24 protein-coding genes and 1 pseudogene are annotated in these 22,033 nt (G+C 51.9%); 15 read left to right on the plus strand and 10 right to left on the minus strand.

The annotated features are described in order from the left end of the window. Positions 1 to 83 precede the first annotated feature (83 nt). From OGY17_RS13935 to yqhD, 4 genes are all read right to left on the minus strand, one after another. On the minus strand, positions 84 to 539 hold the full coding sequence (locus tag OGY17_RS13935; protein WP_008785817.1) for an HIT family protein: 456 nt from the start codon (positions 537 to 539) through the stop codon (positions 84 to 86). A 44-nt stretch (positions 540 to 583) separates the two neighbouring features. After that, positions 584 to 2,038 (minus strand): DASS family sodium-coupled anion symporter, encoded by a 1,455-nt coding sequence (locus tag OGY17_RS13940; RefSeq protein ID WP_003828381.1) that lies wholly within the window; start codon positions 2,036 to 2,038, stop codon positions 584 to 586. Positions 2,039 to 2,225: 187 nt separating this feature from the next. Beyond that, positions 2,226 to 3,053, minus strand: coding sequence for a 2,5-didehydrogluconate reductase DkgA (gene dkgA / locus OGY17_RS13945; RefSeq protein ID WP_008785816.1), 828 nt, complete (start codon positions 3,051 to 3,053; stop codon positions 2,226 to 2,228). A 224-nt stretch (positions 3,054 to 3,277) separates the two neighbouring features. After that, positions 3,278 to 4,441, minus strand: coding sequence for an alcohol dehydrogenase (yqhD, locus tag OGY17_RS13950; RefSeq protein WP_048215537.1), 1,164 nt, complete (start codon positions 4,439 to 4,441; stop codon positions 3,278 to 3,280). A gap of 194 nt (positions 4,442 to 4,635) precedes the next feature. Between yqhD and OGY17_RS13955 the strand changes: the two genes are divergently transcribed. Next, a complete protein-coding gene (locus tag OGY17_RS13955; protein WP_048215538.1) occupies positions 4,636 to 5,535 on the plus strand; it encodes an AraC family transcriptional regulator in 900 nt (299 codons plus the stop codon). Positions 5,536 to 5,625: 90 nt separating this feature from the next. Here OGY17_RS13955 and yghB read toward each other — a convergent pair whose 3' ends face one another. Together yghB and metC are read right to left on the minus strand one after the other, a co-directional pair. Next, on the minus strand, positions 5,626 to 6,285 hold the full coding sequence (gene yghB / locus OGY17_RS13960; protein WP_003024510.1) for a DedA family general envelope maintenance protein YghB: 660 nt from the start codon (positions 6,283 to 6,285) through the stop codon (positions 5,626 to 5,628). A 131-nt stretch (positions 6,286 to 6,416) separates the two neighbouring features. Next, positions 6,417 to 7,604, minus strand: coding sequence for a cystathionine beta-lyase (metC, locus tag OGY17_RS13965; protein ID WP_286607609.1), 1,188 nt, complete (start codon positions 7,602 to 7,604; stop codon positions 6,417 to 6,419). Positions 7,605 to 7,854: 250 nt separating this feature from the next. On the opposite strand from metC, the gene exbB reads away from it, so the two are divergent. Next, positions 7,855 to 8,589, plus strand: coding sequence for a tol-pal system-associated acyl-CoA thioesterase (gene exbB / locus OGY17_RS13970; protein ID WP_003024507.1), 735 nt, complete (start codon positions 7,855 to 7,857; stop codon positions 8,587 to 8,589). A 6-nt stretch (positions 8,590 to 8,595) separates the two neighbouring features. Then, entirely contained in the window at positions 8,596 to 9,021 is a 426-nt protein-coding gene (exbD, locus tag OGY17_RS13975) for a TonB system transport protein ExbD (RefSeq protein ID WP_003828370.1), read from the plus strand. A 77-nt stretch (positions 9,022 to 9,098) separates the two neighbouring features. Here exbD and OGY17_RS13980 read toward each other — a convergent pair whose 3' ends face one another. Both OGY17_RS13980 and OGY17_RS13985 read right to left on the minus strand, forming a co-directional pair. Next, positions 9,099 to 9,506 carry a hypothetical protein gene (locus tag OGY17_RS13980; protein WP_008785811.1) on the minus strand — a complete coding sequence of 136 codons (408 nt, stop codon included), beginning with the start codon at positions 9,504 to 9,506 and terminating at the stop codon, positions 9,099 to 9,101. A 1-nt stretch (position 9,507) separates the two neighbouring features. After that, positions 9,508 to 9,912 (minus strand): hypothetical protein, encoded by a 405-nt coding sequence (locus OGY17_RS13985; protein WP_286607612.1) that lies wholly within the window; start codon positions 9,910 to 9,912, stop codon positions 9,508 to 9,510. A 104-nt stretch (positions 9,913 to 10,016) separates the two neighbouring features. Between OGY17_RS13985 and OGY17_RS13990 the strand changes: the two genes are divergently transcribed. Beyond that, positions 10,017 to 10,520, plus strand: coding sequence for an ESA_00282 family adhesion-associated protein (locus tag OGY17_RS13990; protein ID WP_008785809.1), 504 nt, complete (start codon positions 10,017 to 10,019; stop codon positions 10,518 to 10,520). Between the two features lie 68 nt (positions 10,521 to 10,588). Here the strand turns inward: OGY17_RS13990 and OGY17_RS13995 are convergent, their stop codons facing one another. Further along, complete coding sequence (locus OGY17_RS13995) at positions 10,589 to 11,629, minus strand: aldo/keto reductase (protein WP_286607615.1); 1,041 nt, start codon at positions 11,627 to 11,629, stop codon at positions 10,589 to 10,591. A gap of 155 nt (positions 11,630 to 11,784) precedes the next feature. Between OGY17_RS13995 and yghX the strand changes: the two genes are divergently transcribed. The 11 genes from yghX (at position 11,785) to hybG (ending at position 21,652) form a co-directional block, all read left to right on the plus strand. Then, on the plus strand, positions 11,785 to 12,672 hold the full coding sequence (gene yghX / locus OGY17_RS14000) for a YghX family hydrolase (protein WP_020996329.1): 888 nt from the start codon (positions 11,785 to 11,787) through the stop codon (positions 12,670 to 12,672). Between the two features lie 215 nt (positions 12,673 to 12,887). Continuing rightward, complete coding sequence (locus OGY17_RS14005) at positions 12,888 to 14,528, plus strand: methyl-accepting chemotaxis protein (protein WP_191215407.1); 1,641 nt, start codon at positions 12,888 to 12,890, stop codon at positions 14,526 to 14,528. 84 nt (positions 14,529 to 14,612) lie between these two features. After that, complete coding sequence (locus OGY17_RS14010) at positions 14,613 to 14,900, plus strand: DUF2623 family protein (RefSeq protein ID WP_003024490.1); 288 nt, start codon at positions 14,613 to 14,615, stop codon at positions 14,898 to 14,900. A gap of 188 nt (positions 14,901 to 15,088) precedes the next feature. Further along, positions 15,089 to 16,207 carry a hydrogenase 2 small subunit gene (gene hybO / locus OGY17_RS14015; protein WP_003024486.1) on the plus strand — a complete coding sequence of 373 codons (1,119 nt, stop codon included), beginning with the start codon at positions 15,089 to 15,091 and terminating at the stop codon, positions 16,205 to 16,207. Between the two features lie 2 nt (positions 16,208 to 16,209). Next, entirely contained in the window at positions 16,210 to 17,196 is a 987-nt protein-coding gene (gene hybA, locus OGY17_RS14020; protein ID WP_003828357.1) for a hydrogenase 2 operon protein HybA, read from the plus strand. Next, on the plus strand, positions 17,186 to 18,364 hold the full coding sequence (gene hybB, locus OGY17_RS14025; RefSeq protein ID WP_003828354.1) for a Ni/Fe-hydrogenase cytochrome b subunit: 1,179 nt from the start codon (positions 17,186 to 17,188) through the stop codon (positions 18,362 to 18,364). Before hybA ends, hybB begins: the two co-directional genes overlap by 11 nt. After that, the gene (gene hybC / locus OGY17_RS14030) at positions 18,361 to 20,064 is read left to right on the plus strand and encodes a hydrogenase 2 large subunit (RefSeq protein WP_003828353.1); all 1,704 of its coding nucleotides are present in this window, start codon (positions 18,361 to 18,363) and stop codon (positions 20,062 to 20,064) included. Before hybB ends, hybC begins: the two co-directional genes overlap by 4 nt. Further along, entirely contained in the window at positions 20,064 to 20,558 is a 495-nt protein-coding gene (locus tag OGY17_RS14035; protein WP_032944999.1) for a HyaD/HybD family hydrogenase maturation endopeptidase, read from the plus strand. Before hybC ends, OGY17_RS14035 begins: the two co-directional genes overlap by 1 nt. Further along, on the plus strand, positions 20,551 to 21,039 hold the full coding sequence (gene hybE / locus OGY17_RS14040; RefSeq protein WP_008785804.1) for a hydrogenase-2 assembly chaperone: 489 nt from the start codon (positions 20,551 to 20,553) through the stop codon (positions 21,037 to 21,039). Before OGY17_RS14035 ends, hybE begins: the two co-directional genes overlap by 8 nt. Then, positions 21,032 to 21,373, plus strand: coding sequence for a hydrogenase maturation nickel metallochaperone HypA (gene hypA, locus OGY17_RS14045; protein WP_003828349.1), 342 nt, complete (start codon positions 21,032 to 21,034; stop codon positions 21,371 to 21,373). The genes hybE and hypA overlap by 8 nt, the downstream gene beginning before the upstream one ends. 30 nt (positions 21,374 to 21,403) lie before the next feature. Continuing rightward, complete coding sequence (gene hybG, locus OGY17_RS14050; protein WP_003024459.1) at positions 21,404 to 21,652, plus strand: hydrogenase maturation factor HybG; 249 nt, start codon at positions 21,404 to 21,406, stop codon at positions 21,650 to 21,652. Between the two features lie 160 nt (positions 21,653 to 21,812). Here the strand turns inward: hybG and OGY17_RS14055 are convergent. Further along, a pseudogene (locus tag OGY17_RS14055) lies at positions 21,813 to 22,033 on the minus strand (IS110 family transposase); the annotation flags it as partial.

Raw genomic sequence — 22,033 nt, forward strand, 5'->3', positions numbered from 1 at the left:
AATGCTTATCAGGCCTACGAATAGCACAGTTTTGTAGGCCGGATAAGGTGCTTGAACCACCATCCGGCAGAGAGACTCAGTATTTATGCTTCACGAATTCTGGCCGCTAATGCGGCCAGTTTTGCATCATCCGCCCGTTCATGATCGTGTGACGAAAGATATCCTTCATACTGCTCGAAAAATTTGTTCTGCCGCGCTTCAATCGGTTTCCAGTGGGTTAGATCGCCAGTGCCATGCATGGGGCTTAATTTGCTGTGCACATGGTCTACGCCGAAACCTTCGAAGAACATCCCCGTACGACTGACATCCGGGAAAGCCTTATCCAGTTTCTTAGCCACTTTTTGGGTCGCCAGCATCAGATCAGCCAGTGCCTGCGGCGGCATATCGAAGGCATAGCTGGGATAATGCTTTTTCGGGATCACCACGGTAAAACCGTCGGTGTTCGGGAAAATCGACAGAAAAGCCAGATGATGCTCGTCTTCCCAGACCTTATGGCAGGGTGCTTTACCTTCAACTATTTGACAGAAAATACAGGTCATTCCTTTTCTCCGCAGGTAAGGTGATTCGTCAGGACGCAGTCAGTTTAGTACAGACCCAACACCTTCCACCACATCAGACCCACGGTGATAAACACCGCCTGGTTAAACAAGCTGATGATAAATCCTGTACGCCACCAGACGCCCGTTGGAACGTACCCGGCACCAAACAGGATTGGACCGCGAGCATGGGTGTACTGGGTGAGCGAGCAGTACAAACTGCTGGTGAAGGCCAGCATTAATGCCGTGGGGGCTGCGGGAATATTCAGATGCAGACCGACACCAAGGAAAACGGCGTACAGCGCGGCAATCTGTGCATTACCGCTGGCAAAAAAGTAGTGGGTATAGAAGTAGGCGGCGTTCAGCAGCAGCAGGACGATCACCCAACTGGTACCGTGCATAGTACTGCTCAGGCTATCGCCGATCAGATTGCCAAACCAGGTGGTGAAGCCCAGTTTTTTCAGCTGGTTCGCCATCATCAACAGCGCGGCAAACCAAATCAGTGTGTCCCATGCGCCTTTCTCGCTCTTCACATCTTCCCAGCTCAGAACGCCGCTTAGCAATAAAATGGACAGTCCCACGAACGAGGCAGTGGTGGCGTCGACGCCTAACGTATCGCCAAAAATCCACAGTACCAGCAGCACGCCGACGGTAGCCAGCATCAGCCATTCGCCGCGAGACATACTGCCCATTTCCGCCAGCTCTTTGCGCGCCAGGTTAGGGGCATCCGGCGTGTGTTTAATTTCCGGGCGCACGATCCAGTAGACCAGCAGTGGAACCAGCAGTAATGACACAAGGCATGGCAGCAGCGCCGCCATAAACCAGCCGCCCCAAGTCAGCGTGACGCCCGCATTGGCCGCCAGCTTCACCGCCAACAGGTTGCCGGTATAGCCGGTCATAAAGAGCGCGGCGGTGACGTCGTTGACGTTGCCAATACAGGTGATAAGAAAGGTACCGATTTTACTGCGGGACTCATCTTCCGGGTTCGAATGGAAACTGCGTGCCAGAGAGTCAGCAATCGGATAGATGACGCCGCCGCAGCGTGCTGTATTACTCGGCATTGCCGGGGAGAGGATCAGATCGGCAAAGGCCAGACCATAGGCGAGTCCCAGCGTGCGCTTGCCGAGCAGACGGATCATCTGCAGCGCAATGCGTCGTCCGAGGCCGGTTTTGATAAACCCGCGGGCAATCATAAAAGCCACGACGATAAGCCAGATAAGTGAACTGTTCAGCTCACTCAGTGCCGTGGTGATAGCGCCGCTGGCGGTTTTATCCCCGGCAGCATAGGCGAGTGCAAAAACCGTAATCCCAATAATGCCGACCGCGCCGATGGGTAAAACTTTTGCCACGATAGAGGCAATAGTCGCGACGAAAATGATTGCCGAATGCCAGGCTGGCGCACTTAGCCCGGAAGGTGGAGTAAGCTGCCACAGTCCGGCAGAAATGAATATTATAAGAATTAATGGGAGCCATTTGACTCCGCTACTTTTTTTCTCAGTCACGTTTACGCACCTATAGATATGGTGAATATATTCATCAAATAAATATATTTATTTAATAATTAACAGGTTATGTTGCGTAATGCTGCTCCAGCGACTGCAAGAAATACATCAATATATATGTGTGAATTGTTTCCTGATATTTCAAATCAGTAAAGGCCCGACGAGAGTGTCGGGCTGGAGGAAGGGGTTAACCGCCGAACTGATCCGGGTCTGGCCCCAGACGTTTGCCCTGATCGAGTTTCGCGATTTCGCCTAATTCGTCTTTATCCAGGCGGAAGTCCCAGACGTTAAAGTTTTCTGCGATACGCGCAGGGGTGACCGATTTTGGAATCACCACCAGCCCGCTATCCAGATGCCAGCGGATGACAATCTGCGCCGGTGATTTGCCATATTTCTCAGCGAGGTCACGGATGATCTTTTGATCAAAGACGTCTTTGCCGCCCTGCGCCAGCGGGCTCCAGGATTCGGTCTGGATTTTATGCGTTGCGTTCCAGGCATGCAGTTGGCGCTGTTGCATAAGCGGATGAAGTTCGATCTGGTTAATCACCGGAGGTACGCCGGTTTCATCCATCAACCGCTGGAGATGATTGATCTGAAAGTTGCACACGCCGATGCTCTTAATCAGCCCTTCTTTTTGCAGGTCGATCATGTTTTCCCACGCTTCAACGTAGTGGTCGATCGCCGGAACCGGCCAGTGCATCAGGTACAGATCGAGGTAATCAAGCTGGAGTTTTTCCATGCTTTCGAGCAAGGCTTCCCGGGGGCGTTTTTGGTCATCATTCCACAGCTTGGTGGTGATGAATAACTCGTCCCGTGGCACGCCAGCATCGCGTATTGCTTTGCCGACACCTTCTTCGTTTTTGTACGCCGCAGCGGTATCAATTGAGCGATACCCCACTTCCAGCGCTTTATGAATGGCGGTGATGACTTCTTCGTTGCTTGCCTTCCAGACCCCCAGGCCCAGTTGTGGCATGACGTTACCATCCTGTAGCTTGATAATGGTTGGACCGGTCATAATTTCCCCCCACACTTAATCCTTCAGGCTGCCTCTTTGTTGGCTGCTTGCGTTTACCCCGGTCACGTACTTATGTACGCTCCCGGGGATTCACTTAATTGCCGCCTCGATGCATCATGAATGATTGGGTGTAAATTGAGTTCACCGGAGCAGCCCCCGGTGAGGTTTATGTGACTTAAGCCTGGTATAAATACCCAAAAACGAAAGGCGGAGGTTAAAAAACCTTAGCGGGCAGCTTCGTAAATCCGACGGCTGACTTCAAGCGTAATGTCCTGATGTTCGCCCAGTTGCGTACCACCGTGTGCTTCCAGTTTTTCCAGCAATGCCGGGATGGAGCTACCGTCCAGGCCATAGTCAGACAGGCGAGTGGGTACGCCCATTTGTTCGAAGAAAGCGCGGGTAGCGGCAATGGCGGCGTCGATGCGCTGGTCGTCGGAACCTTCGGTGATATTCCAGATACGCTCTGCGTATTGCAGCAGTTTGGCACGCTTGGTATCACGTTTTTCATTCCACAGCGCTGGCAGAACGATGGCCAGCGTTTGAGCATGATCCAGACCGTGCATTGCGGTCAGTTCATGGCCCAGCATATGCGTTGCCCAGTCCTGCGGTACGCCTGCGCCAATCAGGCCGTTCAGCGCCTGGGTTGCCGCCCACATGACGTTCGCACGCACGTTGTAGTTTTCCGGCTCCTGCAAGGCTTTCGGACCTTCTTCTACCAGCGTGAGCAGAATGCCTTCGGCAAAGCGATCCTGAATTTTCCCGTCTACCGGATAAGTCACATACTGTTCCACGGTATGCACGAAGGCATCTACGACGCCGTTTGCAACCTGACGCGGCGGCAGGGTGTAGGTGTAAACCGGATCCAGAACGGCAAACACTGGCTGCACAAACGGGGTCATAAAGGCCAGTTTATCGCCGGTGGTTTTACGCGAAATTACCGCGCCGGAGTTAGATTCAGAGCCGGTTGCAGGCAGGGTTAATACGGATCCCATCGGGATGGCGCTTGTTACGTCGTTGCCATGGGTTTCCAGAATGCGCCATGGATCGATGCCGTCAGCGTACTGTGCCGCTGCCGCGATGAATTTGGTGCCGTCCAGCACTGAACCGCCACCTACCGCCAGCAGAAACGTCACTTTCTCATCACGCACGATTTTTACTGCGTTCATCAGCGTTTCGTAAGACGGGTTTGGCTCGATACCGCCAAACTCCAGCACATCCAGGCCTTTCAGCGCGTCCTGAACCTGTGCCAGGACGCCAGTTTTTTTCACGCTGCCGCCGCCATAGGTAACCAGTACGCGAGCGTCCTGAGGAATTTGATCGCGCAGTTCAGCAATCGCGCCTTTACCAAACAAAATACGTGTTGGGGTATGGAGATTAAAGTTGTTCATTGCTCGTTCCCTTTGGTGGGTAATAAAAGAGGGCAGGTGAGTGTCTGCCGGATGATGAACATTGTGGTCGCCCGCCGCGTTGCTCTCAATGCTCATTTCTGCCGATGTCTTGCCCATTTCTACAGACTGCTGGAGAAAACGGATAAATCTGCGCATTATGTCAGGGTCGAAAACCGATGATGAAATGGTGCCCCATGAACCGTGATGAGATCTGTCTTCTGCTGACAGATAAAATTAAGCAGCTGAAAAACAATGAAAATAGACTTAATGAACTGCTGCCAGATGTCCGCCTGCTACACGGTACGGAGCCGGCGGCGCGTACACCGGTCATGTATCAGCCAGGCATCATATTTCTCTTTTCGGGACATAAAATTGGTTACATCAATGAGCGCGTATTTCGCTATGACGCCAACGAATACCTGCTGCTAACCGTACCTTTACCCTTTGAATGTGAAACCTATGCGACGCCGGAGGTTCCTCTGGCCGGTATTTATCTGAATGTCGATATCCTGCAATTGCAGGAGCTGCTGATGGACATTGGGGAAGACGAGCTGTTCCAGCCCGCCATGGCGGCCAGCGGGATTAACTCTGCAACGCTCTCTGACGAAATTCTCTGCGCTGCTGAGCGCCTGCTGGATGTGATGGAGCGACCGCTGGATGCGCGTATTCTGGGGAAACAGATTATTCGCGAGATCCTCTACCATGTGCTGACCGGACCGCGCGGCGGCGCGTTACTTGCGCTGGTCAGTCGCCAGACGCATTTCAGTTTGATAAGCCGGGTACTGAAGCGGATTGAAACCAAATACACCGAAAACCTCAATGTAGAACAGCTGGCGGCAGAGGCGAACATGAGCGTGTCGGCTTTTCATCATAATTTTAAAGCGGTGACCAGCACGTCGCCGCTGCAATATCTTAAGAGCTATCGCCTGCATAAAGCACGGATGATGATGGTTCACGATGGGATGAAGGCCAGTGCGGCTGCCATGCGCGTCGGCTATGAGAGCGCATCGCAATTCAGTCGGGAGTTCAAACGTTTCTTTGGCGTAACGCCGGGGGAAGATGCGGCAAGAATTCGTATGATGCAGGGGAGTTGATTTCTTGTAGGCCTGACAGGTATACCGTAGGCCTTAAAGCCGCGCGCCATCAGGCAAAATGCCGGGAATTACCCCGGCTACGGATTATACTCAGGCGCTACAGTATTTTTTTTTAATCACCACGAACAATGTTCCCAACAATCCTGCGGTTAACAGGGCAATCGGCAGGATCATTAGAAAGGTCATCACCTGATCTTCATGGCGTTTAACGAATGGGATCATGCTCAGCGCATAGCCGAAACTGGTGACGACGGTGACCCACAGCAGGCCACTCAGCCAGTTAAAAAACTGGAACCGACGGTTAGGAAGCCCTGAAATGCCCGCCATCGTTGGCAGTAAGGTGCGAACAAACGCCAGGAAACGCCCTGCCAGCAGCGCCATCAGACCGTGTTGGTCAAACATGCAGGTGGCGCGCTGATGGTATTTTTCCGGTAATTGCGCCAACCAGCCTTTCACCGTGCGCGTGTTGCCTAGCCAGCGTCCCTGAATATAACTCAGCCAGCAGCCCAGACTGGCTGCGGCCGTCAGAATAGCTATGGTAGGTAAAAAACTCATCACGTCCTGAGCGATCAGCGCTCCTGCCAGTAATAACAGGCTGTCTCCGGGTAAAAAGGAGGCGGGCAGCAGGCCATTTTCTAAAAACAGCGTGGCGAACATGACGAAGTACACCACGCTCACAACGTGCGGATCCGCCAGTGCGGCAAAATCGTGTTGCCAGAGCGCGGAGACAATATCTTGAATGACTACCATGGACTTTCCTGTGGAACAGCGTTTATGTGTGGATTGTACTCCTGAATTGCCCGGGATGCCTTGATCCCGGACGCAACAATTGCAGACTTTTCCACCAGAAGTGTCTGCATATATGTCCATCTGTGGCAATTTTACTCGATTCGGGCAAATCCTGCGGCCAAATCGGCAATCAGATCGTCAACATTCTCTAAACCGATATGTAAACGGATGAGCGTTCCGCTGAAATCCACCTCGCCTTGCGGACGGATTGCCGCAATGTGTTCCGGCTGGTTGGCGAGAATCAGCGACTCAAAACCGCCCCAGGAGTAGGCCATACTGAACAGGCTGAAGTGATCCAGATACGCAGCAAGCTCCTCATTATTGAGCTTCTTATTCAATACAAAGGAGAACAGGCCGCTGCTGCCGGCGAAATCACGCTTCCAGAATTCATGGCCTTTACTGCCGGGCAGTGCCGGGTGGTTCACGCGGGCGACCTGCGGATGGCTGGCCAGCCACTCGGCGACCTTTAAGCTGCTTTCATGGTGCTGACGCAGGCGAACGCTCAGCGTACGCAGTCCACGGCTGGTCATATAGGCGGTATCGGCGTCCAGCATTTGCCCCATCAGATAGGCATTTTCGCGCAGTTGATCCCAGCAGCGGGCATTAGATACCGCCGTGCCGACCATGCCGTCAGAATGACCAATCAGATATTTGGTGCCTGCCTGAATAGAGATATCAATGCCAAAATCCAACGCTTTGAACAGCACCCCGGCAGCCCAGGTGTTATCAATCATGATGATTGCATCCGGCGCGACGCTTCTGACGGCGGCAACAATAGCTGGAACATCATGCACTTCCATAGTGACAGAGCCGGGAGATTCCAGAAATACGACTTTCGTGTTCGGCTGTATGTGCTTAACGATATCGGCGCCAACCAGCGGATCGAACCAGCCGGTGGACACGCCGAGCTTGCCGAGAATTTTGGTGCAGAAATCCTGACTGGGTTCATAGGCGGTATTGGTCATCAGCACATGATCCCCTAGCTCCACAAAGGCAAGGATGGTGTTGGCAACGGCCGCCGCACCGCAGGGGAACAGCGCGCAACCCGCACCACCTTCCAGTTCGCACATCGCTTCCTGCAGAGAGAAATGCGTCAGGGTTCCGCGACGCCCATAGAAAAGCGCACCGTTCGCCCGGTTGTGCGTGGCCTGTTTTTTGGCCTCTACGGTGTCAAATACCAGCGAAGAAGCGCGCTGGATCACGCTATTTACCGAGCCCAGCGTGTACTTTTTACTGCGTCCTGCGTGAACGAGTTTGGTTTCAAGTTGTTTATCTGCCATGTTGTCTTACCTGTTTTTATACGTCTGGATGTCTAAACTACCATGAATCAAAGATGACGCATCCTGCAGAACGGTCATACAGTAGAAAATAATCTCAAAATGCTTCTGGTGACTTTTTTACTGCGTAAGCGCAAGGAAAAGAAACCAAAGGTGCGGCAATATGTAAATAGTAATGAGAACGACTATCAATTCGACGTCGTTTTGATATGATTACGCTCAGATTTTGTGATTTGCGTCCTGGAGATACAGAGTGGGTAATAATTTGATGCAGACGGATCTTTCCGTCTGGGGTATGTATCAGCACGCCGATATCGTGGTTAAGTGCGTGATGATTGGGCTGATTTTGGCGTCAGTGGTCACCTGGGCTATCTTCTTTAGTAAGAGCCTTGAGTTCTTTACTCAGAAACGCCGCCTTAAGCGTGAACAGCAACTGCTGGCGGAAGCCCGCTCTTTAGATCAGGCAAGTGAAATTGCCGCAGGATTCGATGGCAAAAGCCTGGGCGCACAGTTGATTAACGAAGCGCAGAACGAGCTGGAACTGTCAGAAGGCAGCGACGATAACGAAGGCATTAAAGAGCGTACCGGCTTCCGTCTGGAGCGTCGTGTGGCGGCGGTAGGTCGTCATATGGGCCGCGGTAACGGATACCTGGCCACCATCGGGGCTATCTCTCCATTCGTCGGTCTGTTCGGTACCGTATGGGGCATCATGAATAGCTTCATCGGGATTGCACAAACTCAAACGACCAACCTCGCCGTTGTTGCGCCGGGTATTGCAGAAGCGCTGTTAGCGACCGCAATCGGTCTGGTCGCAGCAATTCCAGCGGTTGTTATCTACAACATTTTCGCACGTCAGATTGGCAGCTATAAAGCGATGCTGGGCGACGTCGCGGCACAGGTGCTGTTGCTGCAAAGTCGCGATCTGGACCTGAATGCAAGCGCATCCGCGCATCCGGTACGTGCAGCGCAGAAATTACGTGTAGGATAATGTTCCATGGCAATGAGCTTTAATGAAAACCTGGACGATAACGGTGAAATGCATGAAATCAACGTGACGCCGTTTATCGACGTTATGTTGGTTTTATTGATCATCTTTATGGTTGCCGCGCCGTTGGCAACCGTAGATGTGAAGGTGAATCTCCCTGCCTCCACCAGCACGCCGCAGCCGCGTCCGGAAAAACCGGTTTACCTGTCAGTTAAAGCCGATAAGAGTATGTTCATTGGCAACAATCAGGTGACGGATGAAACCATGATTAACGAGCTAAATGCGCTAACTGAAGGGAAGAAAGACACCACGATTTTCTTCCGGGCAGATAAAACCGTTGATTATGAGACCATGATGAAGGTGATGGATACGCTGCATCAGGCGGGCTTCCTGAAGATTGGTCTGGTTGGCGAAGAGACAGTGAAAGCGAAGTAATCTTCCTCATTGCCGGGTAATGGTTGCCGCCTTACCCGGCGTGTCTCTCCTGATTCAACTCCCTCGCACACTTGTTCTTATCTGTTCTCATCTAACGCGACCGTGGTTATCCTGGTGGGTTCGTAGTTCCCTTCAGACAGCTTTCGCGTCAGGCGTAAGGTGGCCGTTTCCCGCGCGAGTATATGCTGGTAGGTGCTTTCCAGTCGGGCCATGATTTTGTCCCGCAGTTCTGGTTGCTGCTCCATAATGGCTTCGATCGCGGCACCGTAGATCTCTTCTTTAGCCTGTAGCGAGTAAATTTCACGGCGATTTTGCCATTTCATCCGCACCAGTGCAGCGGGAATAGAGACTATCTCCTGAGCAACGCTTTCCAGTGTCGCGTTTTTATTGGCAATCAACACGGCTAAATTTTGCTTTAAGACAAACTCATCGCTTTTATGGTTATCTAAAGCCAAATAAACATTATTATCCTCAACATCTTTCATTTTATTTCTTTTCCAGAGAATAAAAAATAGGGTCGCTGGTTTCACGGGTAATTAAATTAAGCCAAATTTTGTTGCCCTGTTCATTTATGATGGCTGTTTTTTGAGTCAAAATTTTACTTATTTCTTGTGCATTAATGTCGCCTTCTGCCTGTAGTGAATTGAGCAGGCGAGAGAATGACTCAATTTTTGCTGCACGAAACAGGCGCTCTTTTAAATGACGGTCGCACTCTTCAAATAGCATATTTCGTGACTGGCCGGTAGCAGCAGAGCTAATCAAAATATCGGATTCGTAATCGCTTAATGTTATCTTCCCCTGAGTCAAATTTTCACTATTATCTGTGGAGGTGGTATTGTCAGGTGAACTGGATAAGTGAAAACGCGAGGGAACAAGATGCTCGGGAAGCATGTTGAAATATCCTTTGATGCCAATGATATGTTGTTTTAAATAAACCATGCCGCGTTGACAATAGCATGGCGTAATTTTAAAATCAAAAAAAATGGAGCCAGTATATGAACAGTATATTTTATTCTGTTATTACCCTGCTATTGCTGACCTGCGGGGTACTTTTGTTGATGCGCAGTGCAAATAAAAACCGTAATGCAGAAAATGGATACGCTGAAAACCAGCCGGAAATACTGAGTAAAGAAGAGGGTGAAGATCATTTCTCGGTACTGATGAATTCGATTACTCCGGTTTGGTATTGGCGTGTCAATCACGAATATATCGATTTTATCCACTCGACGATCAAACGGATGACAATGGTGGAGCTGAATGAGACGCCAGGGCTATTTGATGCACAGCGGCGTTGCAGCGATCTCAACTCTGCGGTGTATAAATATTACGACAATATTAAAAAACGCTGTCTGAGTGGCGAGAAAGTCCCGCATGCCGATTTGGACGTGCTTAACTTACGTCAGTGCTTCAGGGAGTTCAGCCTGGAAGCCTATCCTGCACTTGTCGCGCTGGTGTGGCCGGAATATCAGCGCCCAGAAATCAAAGCAGAAGAGGTGTGAGGAGCTGGCTGGCCCGTATTACGTGCCGGGAAGAACAACGTTGCTACCCGGCACGGGATTACCTACGGCTATTTGTCAGATGAGGCCTGCCACAGGTTCAGCTTACCGTCCGCGACGTGCTTATCGATCTGCGCCAGTTCTTCGGCGCTGAACGTCAGATTCGCCAGCGCCTGAACGTTTTCTGCCAGTTGCTCCGGTCGACTGGCGCCAATCAATACCGACGTTACCCTGTTGTCTTTTAGCAGCCAGCTTAAGGCCATTTGTGCCATCGACTGTCCACGCTGTTGCGCCATCTCATTAAGCAAGCGCAGGCTGGTAAGGTTTTCTTCCGTCAGCATGTTTTCCGTTAACCCACGAACTTTTTTCCCTTCACGCTGCATGCGTGAACCTTCCGGAATACCGTTAAGGTATTTCCCCGTCAGCAGTCCCTGAGCCAGCGGCGTAAATGCGATGCAGCCCATACCGTTGGATTCCAGCGTATCCAGCAGGCCGCTGCTGTCTACCCAGCGGTTAAGCAGGTTGTAAGACGGCTGATGGATCAGCAATGGAATTTTCCATTCCCGCATCAGCTCGGCCATTTTCTGCGTACGTTCCGGAGAATAGGATGAGATGCCGACATACAGCGCTTTACCGCTTTGCACGGCGTGGGCCAGCGCCGAGGCGGTCTCTTCCATTGGCGTATTTTCGTCAACGCGGTGAGAGTAGAAGATATCGACATAGTCGAGACCCATGCGTTTCAGACTCTGGTCGAGGCTGGCGAGCAGGTATTTGCGCGAACCGCCAGAACCGTATGGCCCAGGCCACATGTCATAGCCTGCCTTGGTGGAGATAATCAGTTCATCGCGATAGTGCGCAAAATCCTCGCGCAGTAATCGGCCAAAATTCTCTTCTGCGCTGCCTGGTGGCGGCCCATAGTTATTGGCTAAATCAAAATGCGTGATGCCTAAATCAAATGCTTTACGCAACAGGGCGCGCTGTGAATCCAGCGCCTGAACGTGCCCAAAACTGTGCCATAAACCCAGCGATAGCGCGGGTAAACGCAAACCGCTGCGCCCACAGTAGCGATAGAGCATCTGCTCGTAACGTTCAGGATTGGCAAACCAGGCCATGAGATCTCCTTAGTGCAGGTGAATTTCGAAACAACGTTTCTATTCTAGCGGGTTCACGGTGAATATCCCGTTCACCAGGTCACACTGAGATGAAAAACTGGGCAAAAACAGGTCACTGTGCTTTGCTTAAAAAAACATCAATCAGGAGTGCGACGATGCCGCGTTTGACTGCCAAAGATTTTCCGCAAGAACTGCTCGACTACTATGACTATTACGCGCATGGCAAAATAACGAAACGCGAGTTTCTCAATCTGGCAGCGAAATATGCAGTGGGTGGCATGACGGCGTTGGCTTTATTCAATTTATTGAAACCCAATTATGCCCTCGCAACGCAGGTAGAATTTACCGATCCCGATATTCTGGCGGAATATATTACCTATCCTTCGCCTGAAGGGCATGGTGATGTGCGGGGGTATTTAGTTAAACCTGCGAAGGTGACAGGGAAAGTTCCGGCGGTGGTGGTAGTGCATGAGAATCGTGGGCTGAATCCGTATATTGAAGATGTGGCGAGACGGGTGGCGAAGGCGGGCTTTATGGCACTTGCGCCGGATGGATTAAGTTCGGTAGGGGGATATCCTGGCAATGATGATAAAGGTCGGGAATTGCAGCAGCAGGTTGATCCCGTAAAGTTGATGAATGATTTTTTTGCCGCCATTGAATTTATGCAACATTATTCAGGGACGACGGGAAAGGTAGGTATCACCGGATTTTGCTACGGTGGTGGTGTGTCGAATGCCGCTGCTGTAGCTTTCCCTGAACTGGCCTGCGCGGTGCCTTTTTATGGGCGGCAGGTTCCTGCATCAGATGTCCCCAAAATAAACGCGCCTTTATTACTGCACTATGCGCAATTAGACACACGTATTAATGAGGGATGGCCTGCCTATGAAGCGGCGCTTAAGGCCAATAAGAAAGTCTATGAAGCCTATATCTATCCCGGCGTTAATCATGGCTTTCACAACGATTCGACCCCCCGTTATGATAAAGCTGCCGCTGATTTAGCCTGGGAACGTACTCTTGCGTGGTTTAACAAATATTTGCGATAGAAAACAATAGATTATTTAATGCTTATAACTAATTACCTGAATAATAATGCTACCTAATTTCATTAGCATTCATATTGATATAGTGTGGAGAGAGAGTGGATGTACTTAAGAAAGTAAAAAAATAAAGAACGCATTATATCTTCTCTACTGCCTGCCGATAACAAGGATAAGTATCGCCTGATGGCGAATTCCTCATCAACGGCAAGGAAATTATTATGCGTTTGCTGAAAAACTTCACTATTCGTATTGTCATGTTGGCAATACTGGGACTTTTTTGCCTGCTCTGGTCGGGCGTGGGTTTATTCAGTCTTCATTCGTTATCAAAAATATCTGAAGGCAATGATATTGACCGTCATCTTGTCCATCAGATGACGGTTCTCAGTCAGGGCAACGATCAGTACTTTCGCTTCGTAACGCGCTTAAGTCGCGCCATGGATGTCAAAATGAGTGGCGGAACGCCTGATTTTGTGCCAGCGCAACAGTCCCTGGAGAATATGAGCAAAAAACTCCAGGAGATGAAAACATTATCTCCGGGCCCTATGGACCCTGACGTCGCTAACGCAGTACTGACGAAGTGGCAGGCGCTGCTGGACAACGGCGTGATCCCGCAAATGCAGCTGGCGCAGCAGGGAACGCTTACGGCCTTTGCTGAGCATGCCAGCACTATTACACCTGCGTTGAGCCGTGAATTTGGCGCCAGTGCCGAGCGTTTTAACGCCACGGCAGGTGAGCGACTCGATACCACCCGCGTGATGGTCGATGGCAAAACCTCTATCATCCGGACGCTAATTATCACCGCCGTTATCCTTGGGATTGCCCTCCTTTTCTTTACCGACCGCTACCTTGTTTCCATGATGGTGAAACCGCTGGGACGTATTCGCCAACAGTTCCAGCAGATTGCGCAGGGCGATCTCAGCCATCCCATCGAAGATTTTGGTCGTAACTGTGTGGGTCAACTGGTGCCGTTATTGTGCGCGATGCAGGATAGCCTGCGTGAAGCCGTCAGTACCATCCGTTCAGGTAGTGACAACATCTGGCGAGGGGCGACGGAAATTTCGACCGGCAATAACGATCTCTCCTCACGTACTGAAGAGCAGGCTGCGGCTCTGGAAGAGACCGCTGCCAGCATGGAGCAACTGACCGCAACGGTAAAACTGAACGCAGAAAATGCGCGTGAAGCCAGCCAGCTTGCCGATACGGCCACAGAAACGGCAGGCAAAGGGAGCACGTTGGTTTCAGAAGTGGTAGAGACGATGGACGGCATTGCCGCCAGCTCTAAACAGATCGCGGAAATCACGTCAGTTATTAATAGCATTGCTTTCCAGACCAACATTCTGGCGCTGAACGCGGCGGTTGAAGCAGCCAGGGCAGGCGAGCAGGGGCGCGGTTTTGCGGTCGTCGCCGGTGAAGTACGCAACCTTGCCAGTCGCAGCGCCGGGGCGGCGAAAGAGATTGAGACGCTGATTGGCGAGTCATCGCGTCGTGTTGATCAGGGCGCTCGTCTGGTTAAAGAAACAGGATTAACCATGGAGGCGATTCTGCGTGGCGCCACCGAAGTGACTGTCATCATGAAGCAAATTGCCTCTGCTTCGGAAGAACAGAATAAGGGTATCTCGCAGGTGAGCGTGGCGATCACGCAGATGGACAGCGTAACGCAACAGAATGCTGCGCTGGTAGAACAAGTTTCCGCCGCGGCAGTGGCGCTGGAACGACAAACAGAGGAACTGCAACGCTCGGTGCAACAGTTCCGCCTTTCCGCTAATGATGTGCAATACGCTGCCAGCCAAACCACTTCCTCTTCAGCAGACAGCAAAACGTCTGCGGCCGCTAAAACGGATGAGTGGGTGTCCTTTTAAGCCGTTATAAAAAGTTCGTGATACCTCTGGTCTTTGCTTAAAAAATCGCTATATAATTTATTATATAGCGATTGGAGGTTATGCATGGACAACCATTTTGGTAAAGGCCTGATGGCCGGATTAAACGCCTCAAGTGCGGACAGTGCACGCTCGGTGGCGAATTTTTGTGCGGATTATAAGCGTGGTTTTGTGCTGGGATTTTCACATCGAATGTTTGAAAAAACGGGCGATCGACAGCTCAGCGCGTGGGAAGCGGGGATCCTGACGCGCCGTTATGGGCTGGATAAAGAGATGGTGATGGATTTCTTTAAAGAGAACCAGTCCAGTACAACAATTCGGTTTTTCATGGCTGGCTATCGACTCGAAGCTTGATCCGAAAGGGGTATTATCTTGCTTTAATTAATTACACTATTGACCTACGCCTTCGTTTTGTTGCTCCGCCGAAGTATTATAATGCACATAACCATATAAAAAGTGTGGTAATGGCGCGCCGATCGCAATATGCAACATGCGAATGGTGCAAAATAAAAGCCAGGTCTTCGCAACGGAATAACTATAAAATGACTGGAGATAACTCTCTCATCAATTCGAGCGGCATTAATCGCCGTGATTTCATGAAGCTTTGTGCAGCACTGGCCGCTACCATGGGGCTCAGTAGCAAAGCCGCCGCAGAAATGGCCGAATCAGTTTCTCGTCCTCAGCGCCCACCGGTTATCTGGATTGGTGCTCAGGAGTGTACGGGTTGTACTGAATCGCTGCTTCGCGCGACACACCCTACAGTGGAAAACCTCGTTCTGGAGACAATCTCTCTGGAATACCATGAGGTGCTCTCTGCCGCCTTCGGCCATCAGGTCGAAGAGAACAAACATAACGCTCTGGAGAAGTACAAAGGGCAATATGTTCTGGTAGTAGATGGTTCTATCCCACTGAAAGATAATGGCATTTACTGCATGGTTGCCGGCGAGCCGATCGTGGATCACATCCGCCGGGCCGCAGAAGGCGCAGCCGCTATCATTGCCATCGGCTCTTGCGCCGCGTGGGGTGGTGTTGCTGCCGCTGGCGTTAACCCAACGGGTGCCGTCGGCCTGCAAGAAGTTCTGCCAGGCAAAACCATCATCAACATCCCCGGCTGTCCGCCGAACCCGCATAACTTCCTCGCAACGGTCGCGCATATCATCACTTATGGTAAGCCGCCGAAGCTGGATACCAAAAACCGTCCGACATTCGCCTATGGCCGTTTGATTCACGAACACTGCGAACGTCGCCCGCACTTCGATGCTGGTCGTTTTGCTAAAGAGTTTGGTGATGAAGGCCACCGCGAAGGTTGGTGCCTCTACCATCTGGGCTGTAAAGGACCAGAAACCTACGGCAACTGCTCAACGCTGCAATTCTGCGATGTGGGCGGCGTGTGGCCGGTGGCTATCGGTCACCCTTGCTACGGCTGTAACGAAGAAGGCGTCGGCTTCCATAAAGGTATTCACCAGCTTGCTCATGTGGAAAACCAAACGCCGCGTTCCGAGAAACCTGACGTCAACATGAAAGAAGGCGGCAATGTTTCTGCCGGAGCGATTGGACTGCTGGGTGGCGTAGTAGGACTGGTTGCCGGCGTCAGCGTGATGGCGGTTCGTGAACTGGGGCGTCAGCAGAAGAAAGATAACGCTGACTCACGGGGAGAATAACCGTGAACAGACGTAACTTTATTAAAGCAGCCTCCAGCGGGGCATTGCTGTTGGGCGCCGCGCCGTCCATCAGCCATGCGGCTGCAGAAAACCGTCCGCCGATCCCTGGTTCTCTTGGGATGCTCTATGACTCGACGCTGTGCGTAGGCTGCCAGGCCTGTGTCACCAAGTGTCAGGATATCAACTTCCCGGCGCGTAACCCGGAAGGCGAGCAAACCTGGTCGAACAACGACAAACTGTCGCCGTATACCAATAACATCATTCAGGTGTGGCGTAGCGGAACAGGTGTTAACAAAGACCAGGAAGAAAATGGCTATGCATACATCAAGAAACAGTGCATGCACTGTGTTGATCCGAACTGCGTTTCCGTTTGCCCGGTCTCCGCGCTGAAGAAAGATCCGAAAACCGGCATCGTCCATTATGACAAAGATGTCTGCACGGGCTGTCGTTACTGCATGGTCGCCTGCCCGTACAACGTGCCTAAGTACGATTACAACAACCCGTTTGGTGCGCTTCACAAATGTGAACTGTGTAACCAGAAAGGCGTTGAGCGTCTGGACAAAGGTGGTTTACCGGGTTGTGTTGAAGTGTGCCCTGCCGGTGCGGTGATTTTTGGTACGCGTGAAGAGCTGATGGCTGAGGCGAAAAAACGTCTCGCGCTGAAGCCAGGTAGCGAATACCACTATCCGCGTCAGACGGTGAAAGCAGGCGATACCTATCTGCATACGGTACCGAAGTACTACCCGCACCTGTACGGTGAGAAAGAAGGTGGTGGTACGCAGGTTATGGTACTGACGGGTGTTCCTTACGAGGATTTGGATCTGCCGAAGCTGGATGATCTTTCAACTGGTGCGCGTTCCGAACATGTTCAACATTCCCTGTACAAGGGCATGATATTACCCCTGGCTGCGCTGGCGGGCTTAACCGTGCTGGTTCGTCGTAACACGAAAAACGACCATCACGATGGAGGAGACGATCATGAGTCATGATCCTAAACCGCTGGGCGGAAAAATAATCAGCAAACCGGTCATTATTTTTGGGCCGCTTATCGTCCTGTGTATGCTCCTGATCGTGAAACGTCTGGTCTTCGGGCTGGGCTCAGTCTCCGATCTGAACGGCGGTTTCCCATGGGGTGTATGGATCGCGTTTGACCTGTTGATTGGTACTGGCTTCGCGTGCGGCGGTTGGGCGCTGGCGTGGGCGGTGTATGTTTTCAACAGAGGCCAATACCATCCGTTGGTTCGTCCGGCGCTGCTGGCGAGCCTGTTTGGCTACTCGTTGGGTGGTCTGTCGATCACCATTGACGTCGGTCGTTACTGGAACCTGCCGTATTTCTACATTCCGGGTCACTTCAACGTGAACTCGGTACTGTTCGAAACGGCGGTCTGTATGACCATCTATATCGGCATCATGGCGCTGGAATTTGCTCCGGCTCTGTTTGAACGTCTGGGGTGGAAAGTTTCCCTCAAACGTTTGAATAAAGTGATGTTCTTTATTATTGCCCTCGGCGCGCTGCTGCCAACCATGCACCAGTCTTCAATGGGTTCATTGATGATTTCTGCGGGTTATAAGGTGCATCCGCTATGGCAAGCTTATGAAATGCTGCCGCTTTTCTCGGTATTAACCGCCTTTATTATGGGCTTCTCGATCGTCATCTTTGAAGGCTCGTTGGTACAAGCCGGTCTGAAAGGTAACGGTCCGGACGAGAAAAGTTTGTTCATCAAGCTGACGAATACCATCAGCGTGCTGCTGGCGATTTTCGTCGTCCTGCGCTTTGGCGAACTGATCTATCGCGACAAGCTGTCCTATGCGTTCTCAGGCGATCTTTACTCCCTGATGTTCTGGCTTGAAGTCGTGCTGATGGTCTTCCCACTGGTGGTGCTGCGCGTCACTAAGCTGCGTAATGACTCGCGCATGCTGTATCTGTCTGCGCTGAGCGCGTTGCTGGGTTGTGCAACATGGCGTCTGTCCTATTCGCTGGTGGCGTTCAATCCTGGTGGTGGCTACCACTACTTCCCGACCTGGGAAGAGCTGTTGATTTCTATTGGTTTTGTGGCTATTGAGATTTGTGCATACATCGTACTCATTCGTCTACTGCCGATACTTCCTCCTTTAAAACAAAACGATCAAAATCGTCATGAGGCGAGCAAAGCATGAGCCAGAGAATTACTATTGATCCGGTAACCCGTATTGAGGGTCATTTACGCATCGACTGCGAAATCGAAAATGGCGTGGTATCTAAAGCATGGGCTTCCGGTACCATGTGGCGCGGCATGGAAGAGATCGTGAAAAACCGCGATCCGCGCGATGCCTGGATGATTGTGCAGCGTATCTGTGGCGTTTGTACGACCACTCACGCTATCTCTTCCGTTCGTGCAGCAGAAAGCGCGCTGAATATTGATGTTCCGGTGAACGCACAGTATATCCGTAACATCATTCTGGCCGCGCACACCACGCATGACCACATTGTTCACTTCTATCAGCTGTCTGCGCTGGACTGGGTGGATATCACCTCTGCCCTGAAAGCTGACCCAGCGAAAGCGTCTGCCATGCTGAACGGCGTATCCTCCTGGCACCTGAACAGCGCAGAAGAGTTCACCAAGGTTCAGAACAAGATCAAAGATCTTGTTGCCAGCGGTCAGTTAGGCATTTTTGCTAACGGTTGCTGGGGGCACCCGGCAATGCAGCTGCCGCCGGAAGTGAACCTGATTGCGGTCGCACACTACCTGCAAGCGCTGGAATGCCAGCGTGATGCCAACCGCGTTGTGGCACTGCTGGGCGGTAAAACGCCGCACATCCAGAACCTGGCGGTAGGTGGGGTTGCTAACCCAATTAACCTTGACGGCCTCGGCGTGCTGAACCTTGAACGCCTGATGTACATCAAGTCCTTCATCGATAAGCTGAGCGACTTCGTTGAGCAGGTGTACAAGGTTGATACCGCGGTTATTGCTGCGTTCTATCCTGAGTGGCTGGAACGTGGTCAGGGTGCGGTTAACTACCTGAGTGCGCCGGAATTCCCGACAGATGGTAAAAACGGTAGCTTCCTGTTCCCGGGCGGTTATATCACCGATGCTGATCTGTCGACCTATCGTCCGATCACCTCTCACTCCGATGAGTACCTGATCAAAGGGATTCAGGAGAGTGCGAAACACGCGTGGTACAAAGACGAAGCGCCGCAGGCTCCGTGGGAAGGCACAACGGTTCCTGATTACACCGGTTGGTCAGATGACGGCAAATACTCCTGGGTTAAAGCGCCGACCTTCTACGGCAAAACGGTTGAAGTGGGTCCGCTGGCCAACATGCTGTGTAAACTGGCAGCCAAACGCGAGTCTACTCATGCCAAGCTGAATGAAATCATCGCGATTTACACCAAGCTGACCGGTAAAACTATCGAAGTGTCGCAGTTGCACTCTACGCTGGGCCGTATTATTGGCCGTACCGTTCACTGCTGTGAACTGCAGAACGTTCTGCAGGATCAGTACAATGCACTGATTGTGAACATCGGTAAAGGCGACCACACCACCTTCGTGAAACCGGATATTCCGGCAACAGGCGAATTCAAAGGTGTTGGTTTCCTCGAAGCGCCACGCGGTATGCTGTCTCACTGGATGGTGATTAAAGACGGCATTATCAGCAACTACCAGGCGGTTGTACCGTCAACCTGGAACTCTGGCCCACGTAACTTTAATGATGAAGTGGGACCGTATGAGCGCTCGCTGGTAGGTACGCCGATTGCCGATCCAAACAAACCGCTGGAAGTGGTTCGTACCATTCACTCCTTCGACCCTTGTATGTCATGTGCGGTGCATGTGGTGGACGTTGACGGGAACGAAGTGGTCTCAGTTAAGGTTCTGTAATGCGGATATTAGTCTTAGGGGTCGGCAATATTTTGCTGACCGACGAAGCCATCGGGGTACGTATCGTTGAGGCATTAGAGCAACGGTACATCCTGCCAGACTTTGTTGATGTTCTGGACGGTGGTACGGCTGGGATGGAGCTTCTCGGCGATATGGCGAACAGAGATCATCTGATCATTGCTGACGCCATTGTGTCGAAGAAAAACACGCCAGGAACGATGATGGTCCTGCGGGATGAAGAGATCCCGGCGCTGTTTACCAACAAAATCTCACCGCACCAGCTTGGCCTGGCCGACGTATTGTCGGCCCTGCGTTTTACCGGCGAGTTTCCGAAAAAGCTGACCTTAGTCGGCGTTATTCCGGAATCGTTGGAACCGCATATCGGGCTAACGCCAACGGTTGAAGCGATGATTGAACCTGCGCTGGAGCAGGTTCTTGCCGCGCTTCGCGAATCAGGCGTTGAAGCGATCCCTCGGGAGGCGGCTCATGTCTGAGGAGTTTGTCGGTTTTCAGACGGCCCCGAAGACGCAGATTCAGGCAGCGTTTGAAGAGGTTGCCCGGCGTTCGATGCACGATCTCTCTTTCTTGCATCCGAATATGCCGGTGTATGTCTCTGATTTTACTCTGTTTGAAGGACAGTGGACGGGGTGTGTTATCACACCCTGGATGCTCAGCGCACTGATTTTCCCCGGACCGGACCAGATCTGGCCGGTGCGTAAAGTCAGCGAAAAAATCGGGCTGCGTCTGCCGTATGGCGAGATGACCTTTACCGTTGGTGAACTGGAGGGCGTATCGCAATACCTTTCCTGTTCACTGATGTCGCCGCTTTCGCACAGTATGTCGGCGCAAGAAGGTGTGCGTCTGACTGACGATTGCGCGCGCATGCTGTTATCGCTGCCGGTGAGCGATCCGAATGCGCCGCAGCTAAATCGCCGCGCGCTGCTGCTGGGTCGTCGGAACTGCGAAAATGCATGAGCTGTCCCTTTGTCAGAGCGCGGTTGAGATTGTTCAACAGCAGGCAGAGCAGCACGGTGTCAAACGTGTAACCGGCGTTTGGCTGGAAATCGGAGCGCTCTCGTGCGTTGAAGAGAGCGCCGTCCGTTTCAGTTTCGACATCGTCTGTCAGGGCACGCTGGCGCAAGGGTGTGAGCTGCATATTGATTACAAACCAGCCCAGGCATGGTGCTGGGATTGCAGTCAGGTTGTGGAAATCACCCAGCATGATGCGCAGTGTCCACTATGTCAGGGCGATCGTCTGCGGGTTGATGCAGGCGATTCACTGAAAGTGAAAAGTATTGAAGTCGAATAACCCATAGGTTGCTATGGGGCGGAGTCAGATATGTGTATTGGAGTCCCTGGTCAGGTTCTGGCCGTTGGTGAAGATATTCACCAGCTTGCGCAGGTTGAAGTGTGCGGCATCAAACGTGATGTCAATATTGCCCTGATTTGTGAAGGTGATACCGCTGAGCTGGTCGGGCAATGGGTGCTGGTGCACGTAGGGTTCGCCATGAGCATCATTGATGAAGATGAAGCTAAAGCCACGTTAGACGCACTTCGCCGCATGGAGTACGACGTCACCAGCGCGTGACAATCGGTTAGTGCCTGATGACGTTACGCTTATCAGGCCTACGCCTTCTATGTAGATACTGTTATCGCCTGCAAGCCTTTTCAGGTTCCGCGGTTACGGATAGCAGGCACGACCAGTCACAGCGCCGTCAGGCGCTGTTTTTTCCTGATTCATCTTCCCTTCAGGCTGTTATCACCCCATGTCTCGACGCATCGAACGGCTCACCTGATTTCAGTACACCGTAAGACACATGCGCCAGCTTGCGCATCATTGCGCCTATTATCACTTTCCCTTTTTTACCGTTTCCTGCCAGACGGTCGCGGAACGCCCGCCCCCATTCCGTTTTACTTATTGCCACCATCGCTGGCATGTACAGAGCCCTGCGCAGGGATACATGGCCGC

Source organism: Citrobacter sp. Cpo126, assembly GCF_030332445.1.
Lineage (GTDB): Bacteria > Pseudomonadota > Gammaproteobacteria > Enterobacterales > Enterobacteriaceae > Citrobacter > Citrobacter portucalensis.

Bases quoted from the DNA above. Each gene is read 5' to 3' on its own strand.
- OGY17_RS13955 (WP_048215538.1), top strand. From the start codon at position 4,636: ATGAACCGTGATGAGATCTGTCTTCTGCTGACAGATAAAATTAAGCAG.
- hypA (WP_003828349.1), top strand. From the start codon at position 21,032: ATGCATGAGCTGTCCCTTTGTCAGAGCGCGGTTGAGATTGTTCAACAG.
- hybC (WP_003828353.1), top strand. From the start codon at position 18,361: ATGAGCCAGAGAATTACTATTGATCCGGTAACCCGTATTGAGGGTCAT.
- hybB (WP_003828354.1), top strand. From the start codon at position 17,186: ATGAGTCATGATCCTAAACCGCTGGGCGGAAAAATAATCAGCAAACCG.
- yqhD (WP_048215537.1), bottom strand. From the start codon at position 4,441: ATGAACAACTTTAATCTCCATACCCCAACACGTATTTTGTTTGGTAAA.
- OGY17_RS13990 (WP_008785809.1), top strand. From the start codon at position 10,017: ATGAACAGTATATTTTATTCTGTTATTACCCTGCTATTGCTGACCTGC.
- yghB (WP_003024510.1), bottom strand. From the start codon at position 6,285: ATGGTAGTCATTCAAGATATTGTCTCCGCGCTCTGGCAACACGATTTT.
- hybG (WP_003024459.1), top strand. From the start codon at position 21,404: ATGTGTATTGGAGTCCCTGGTCAGGTTCTGGCCGTTGGTGAAGATATT.
- OGY17_RS14005 (WP_191215407.1), top strand. From the start codon at position 12,888: ATGCGTTTGCTGAAAAACTTCACTATTCGTATTGTCATGTTGGCAATA.
- hybO (WP_003024486.1), top strand. From the start codon at position 15,089: ATGACTGGAGATAACTCTCTCATCAATTCGAGCGGCATTAATCGCCGT.
- OGY17_RS13980 (WP_008785811.1), bottom strand. From the start codon at position 9,506: ATGAAAGATGTTGAGGATAATAATGTTTATTTGGCTTTAGATAACCAT.
- OGY17_RS14010 (WP_003024490.1), top strand. From the start codon at position 14,613: ATGGACAACCATTTTGGTAAAGGCCTGATGGCCGGATTAAACGCCTCA.
- hybE (WP_008785804.1), top strand. From the start codon at position 20,551: ATGTCTGAGGAGTTTGTCGGTTTTCAGACGGCCCCGAAGACGCAGATT.
- OGY17_RS13935 (WP_008785817.1), bottom strand. From the start codon at position 539: ATGACCTGTATTTTCTGTCAAATAGTTGAAGGTAAAGCACCCTGCCAT.
- OGY17_RS13985 (WP_286607612.1), bottom strand. From the start codon at position 9,912: ATGCTTCCCGAGCATCTTGTTCCCTCGCGTTTTCACTTATCCAGTTCA.
- yghX (WP_020996329.1), top strand. From the start codon at position 11,785: ATGCCGCGTTTGACTGCCAAAGATTTTCCGCAAGAACTGCTCGACTAC.
- metC (WP_286607609.1), bottom strand. From the start codon at position 7,604: ATGGCAGATAAACAACTTGAAACCAAACTCGTTCACGCAGGACGCAGT.
- exbD (WP_003828370.1), top strand. From the start codon at position 8,596: ATGGCAATGAGCTTTAATGAAAACCTGGACGATAACGGTGAAATGCAT.
- dkgA (WP_008785816.1), bottom strand. From the start codon at position 3,053: ATGACCGGTCCAACCATTATCAAGCTACAGGATGGTAACGTCATGCCA.
- OGY17_RS13995 (WP_286607615.1), bottom strand. From the start codon at position 11,629: ATGGCCTGGTTTGCCAATCCTGAACGTTACGAGCAGATGCTCTATCGC.
- OGY17_RS14035 (WP_032944999.1), top strand. From the start codon at position 20,064: ATGCGGATATTAGTCTTAGGGGTCGGCAATATTTTGCTGACCGACGAA.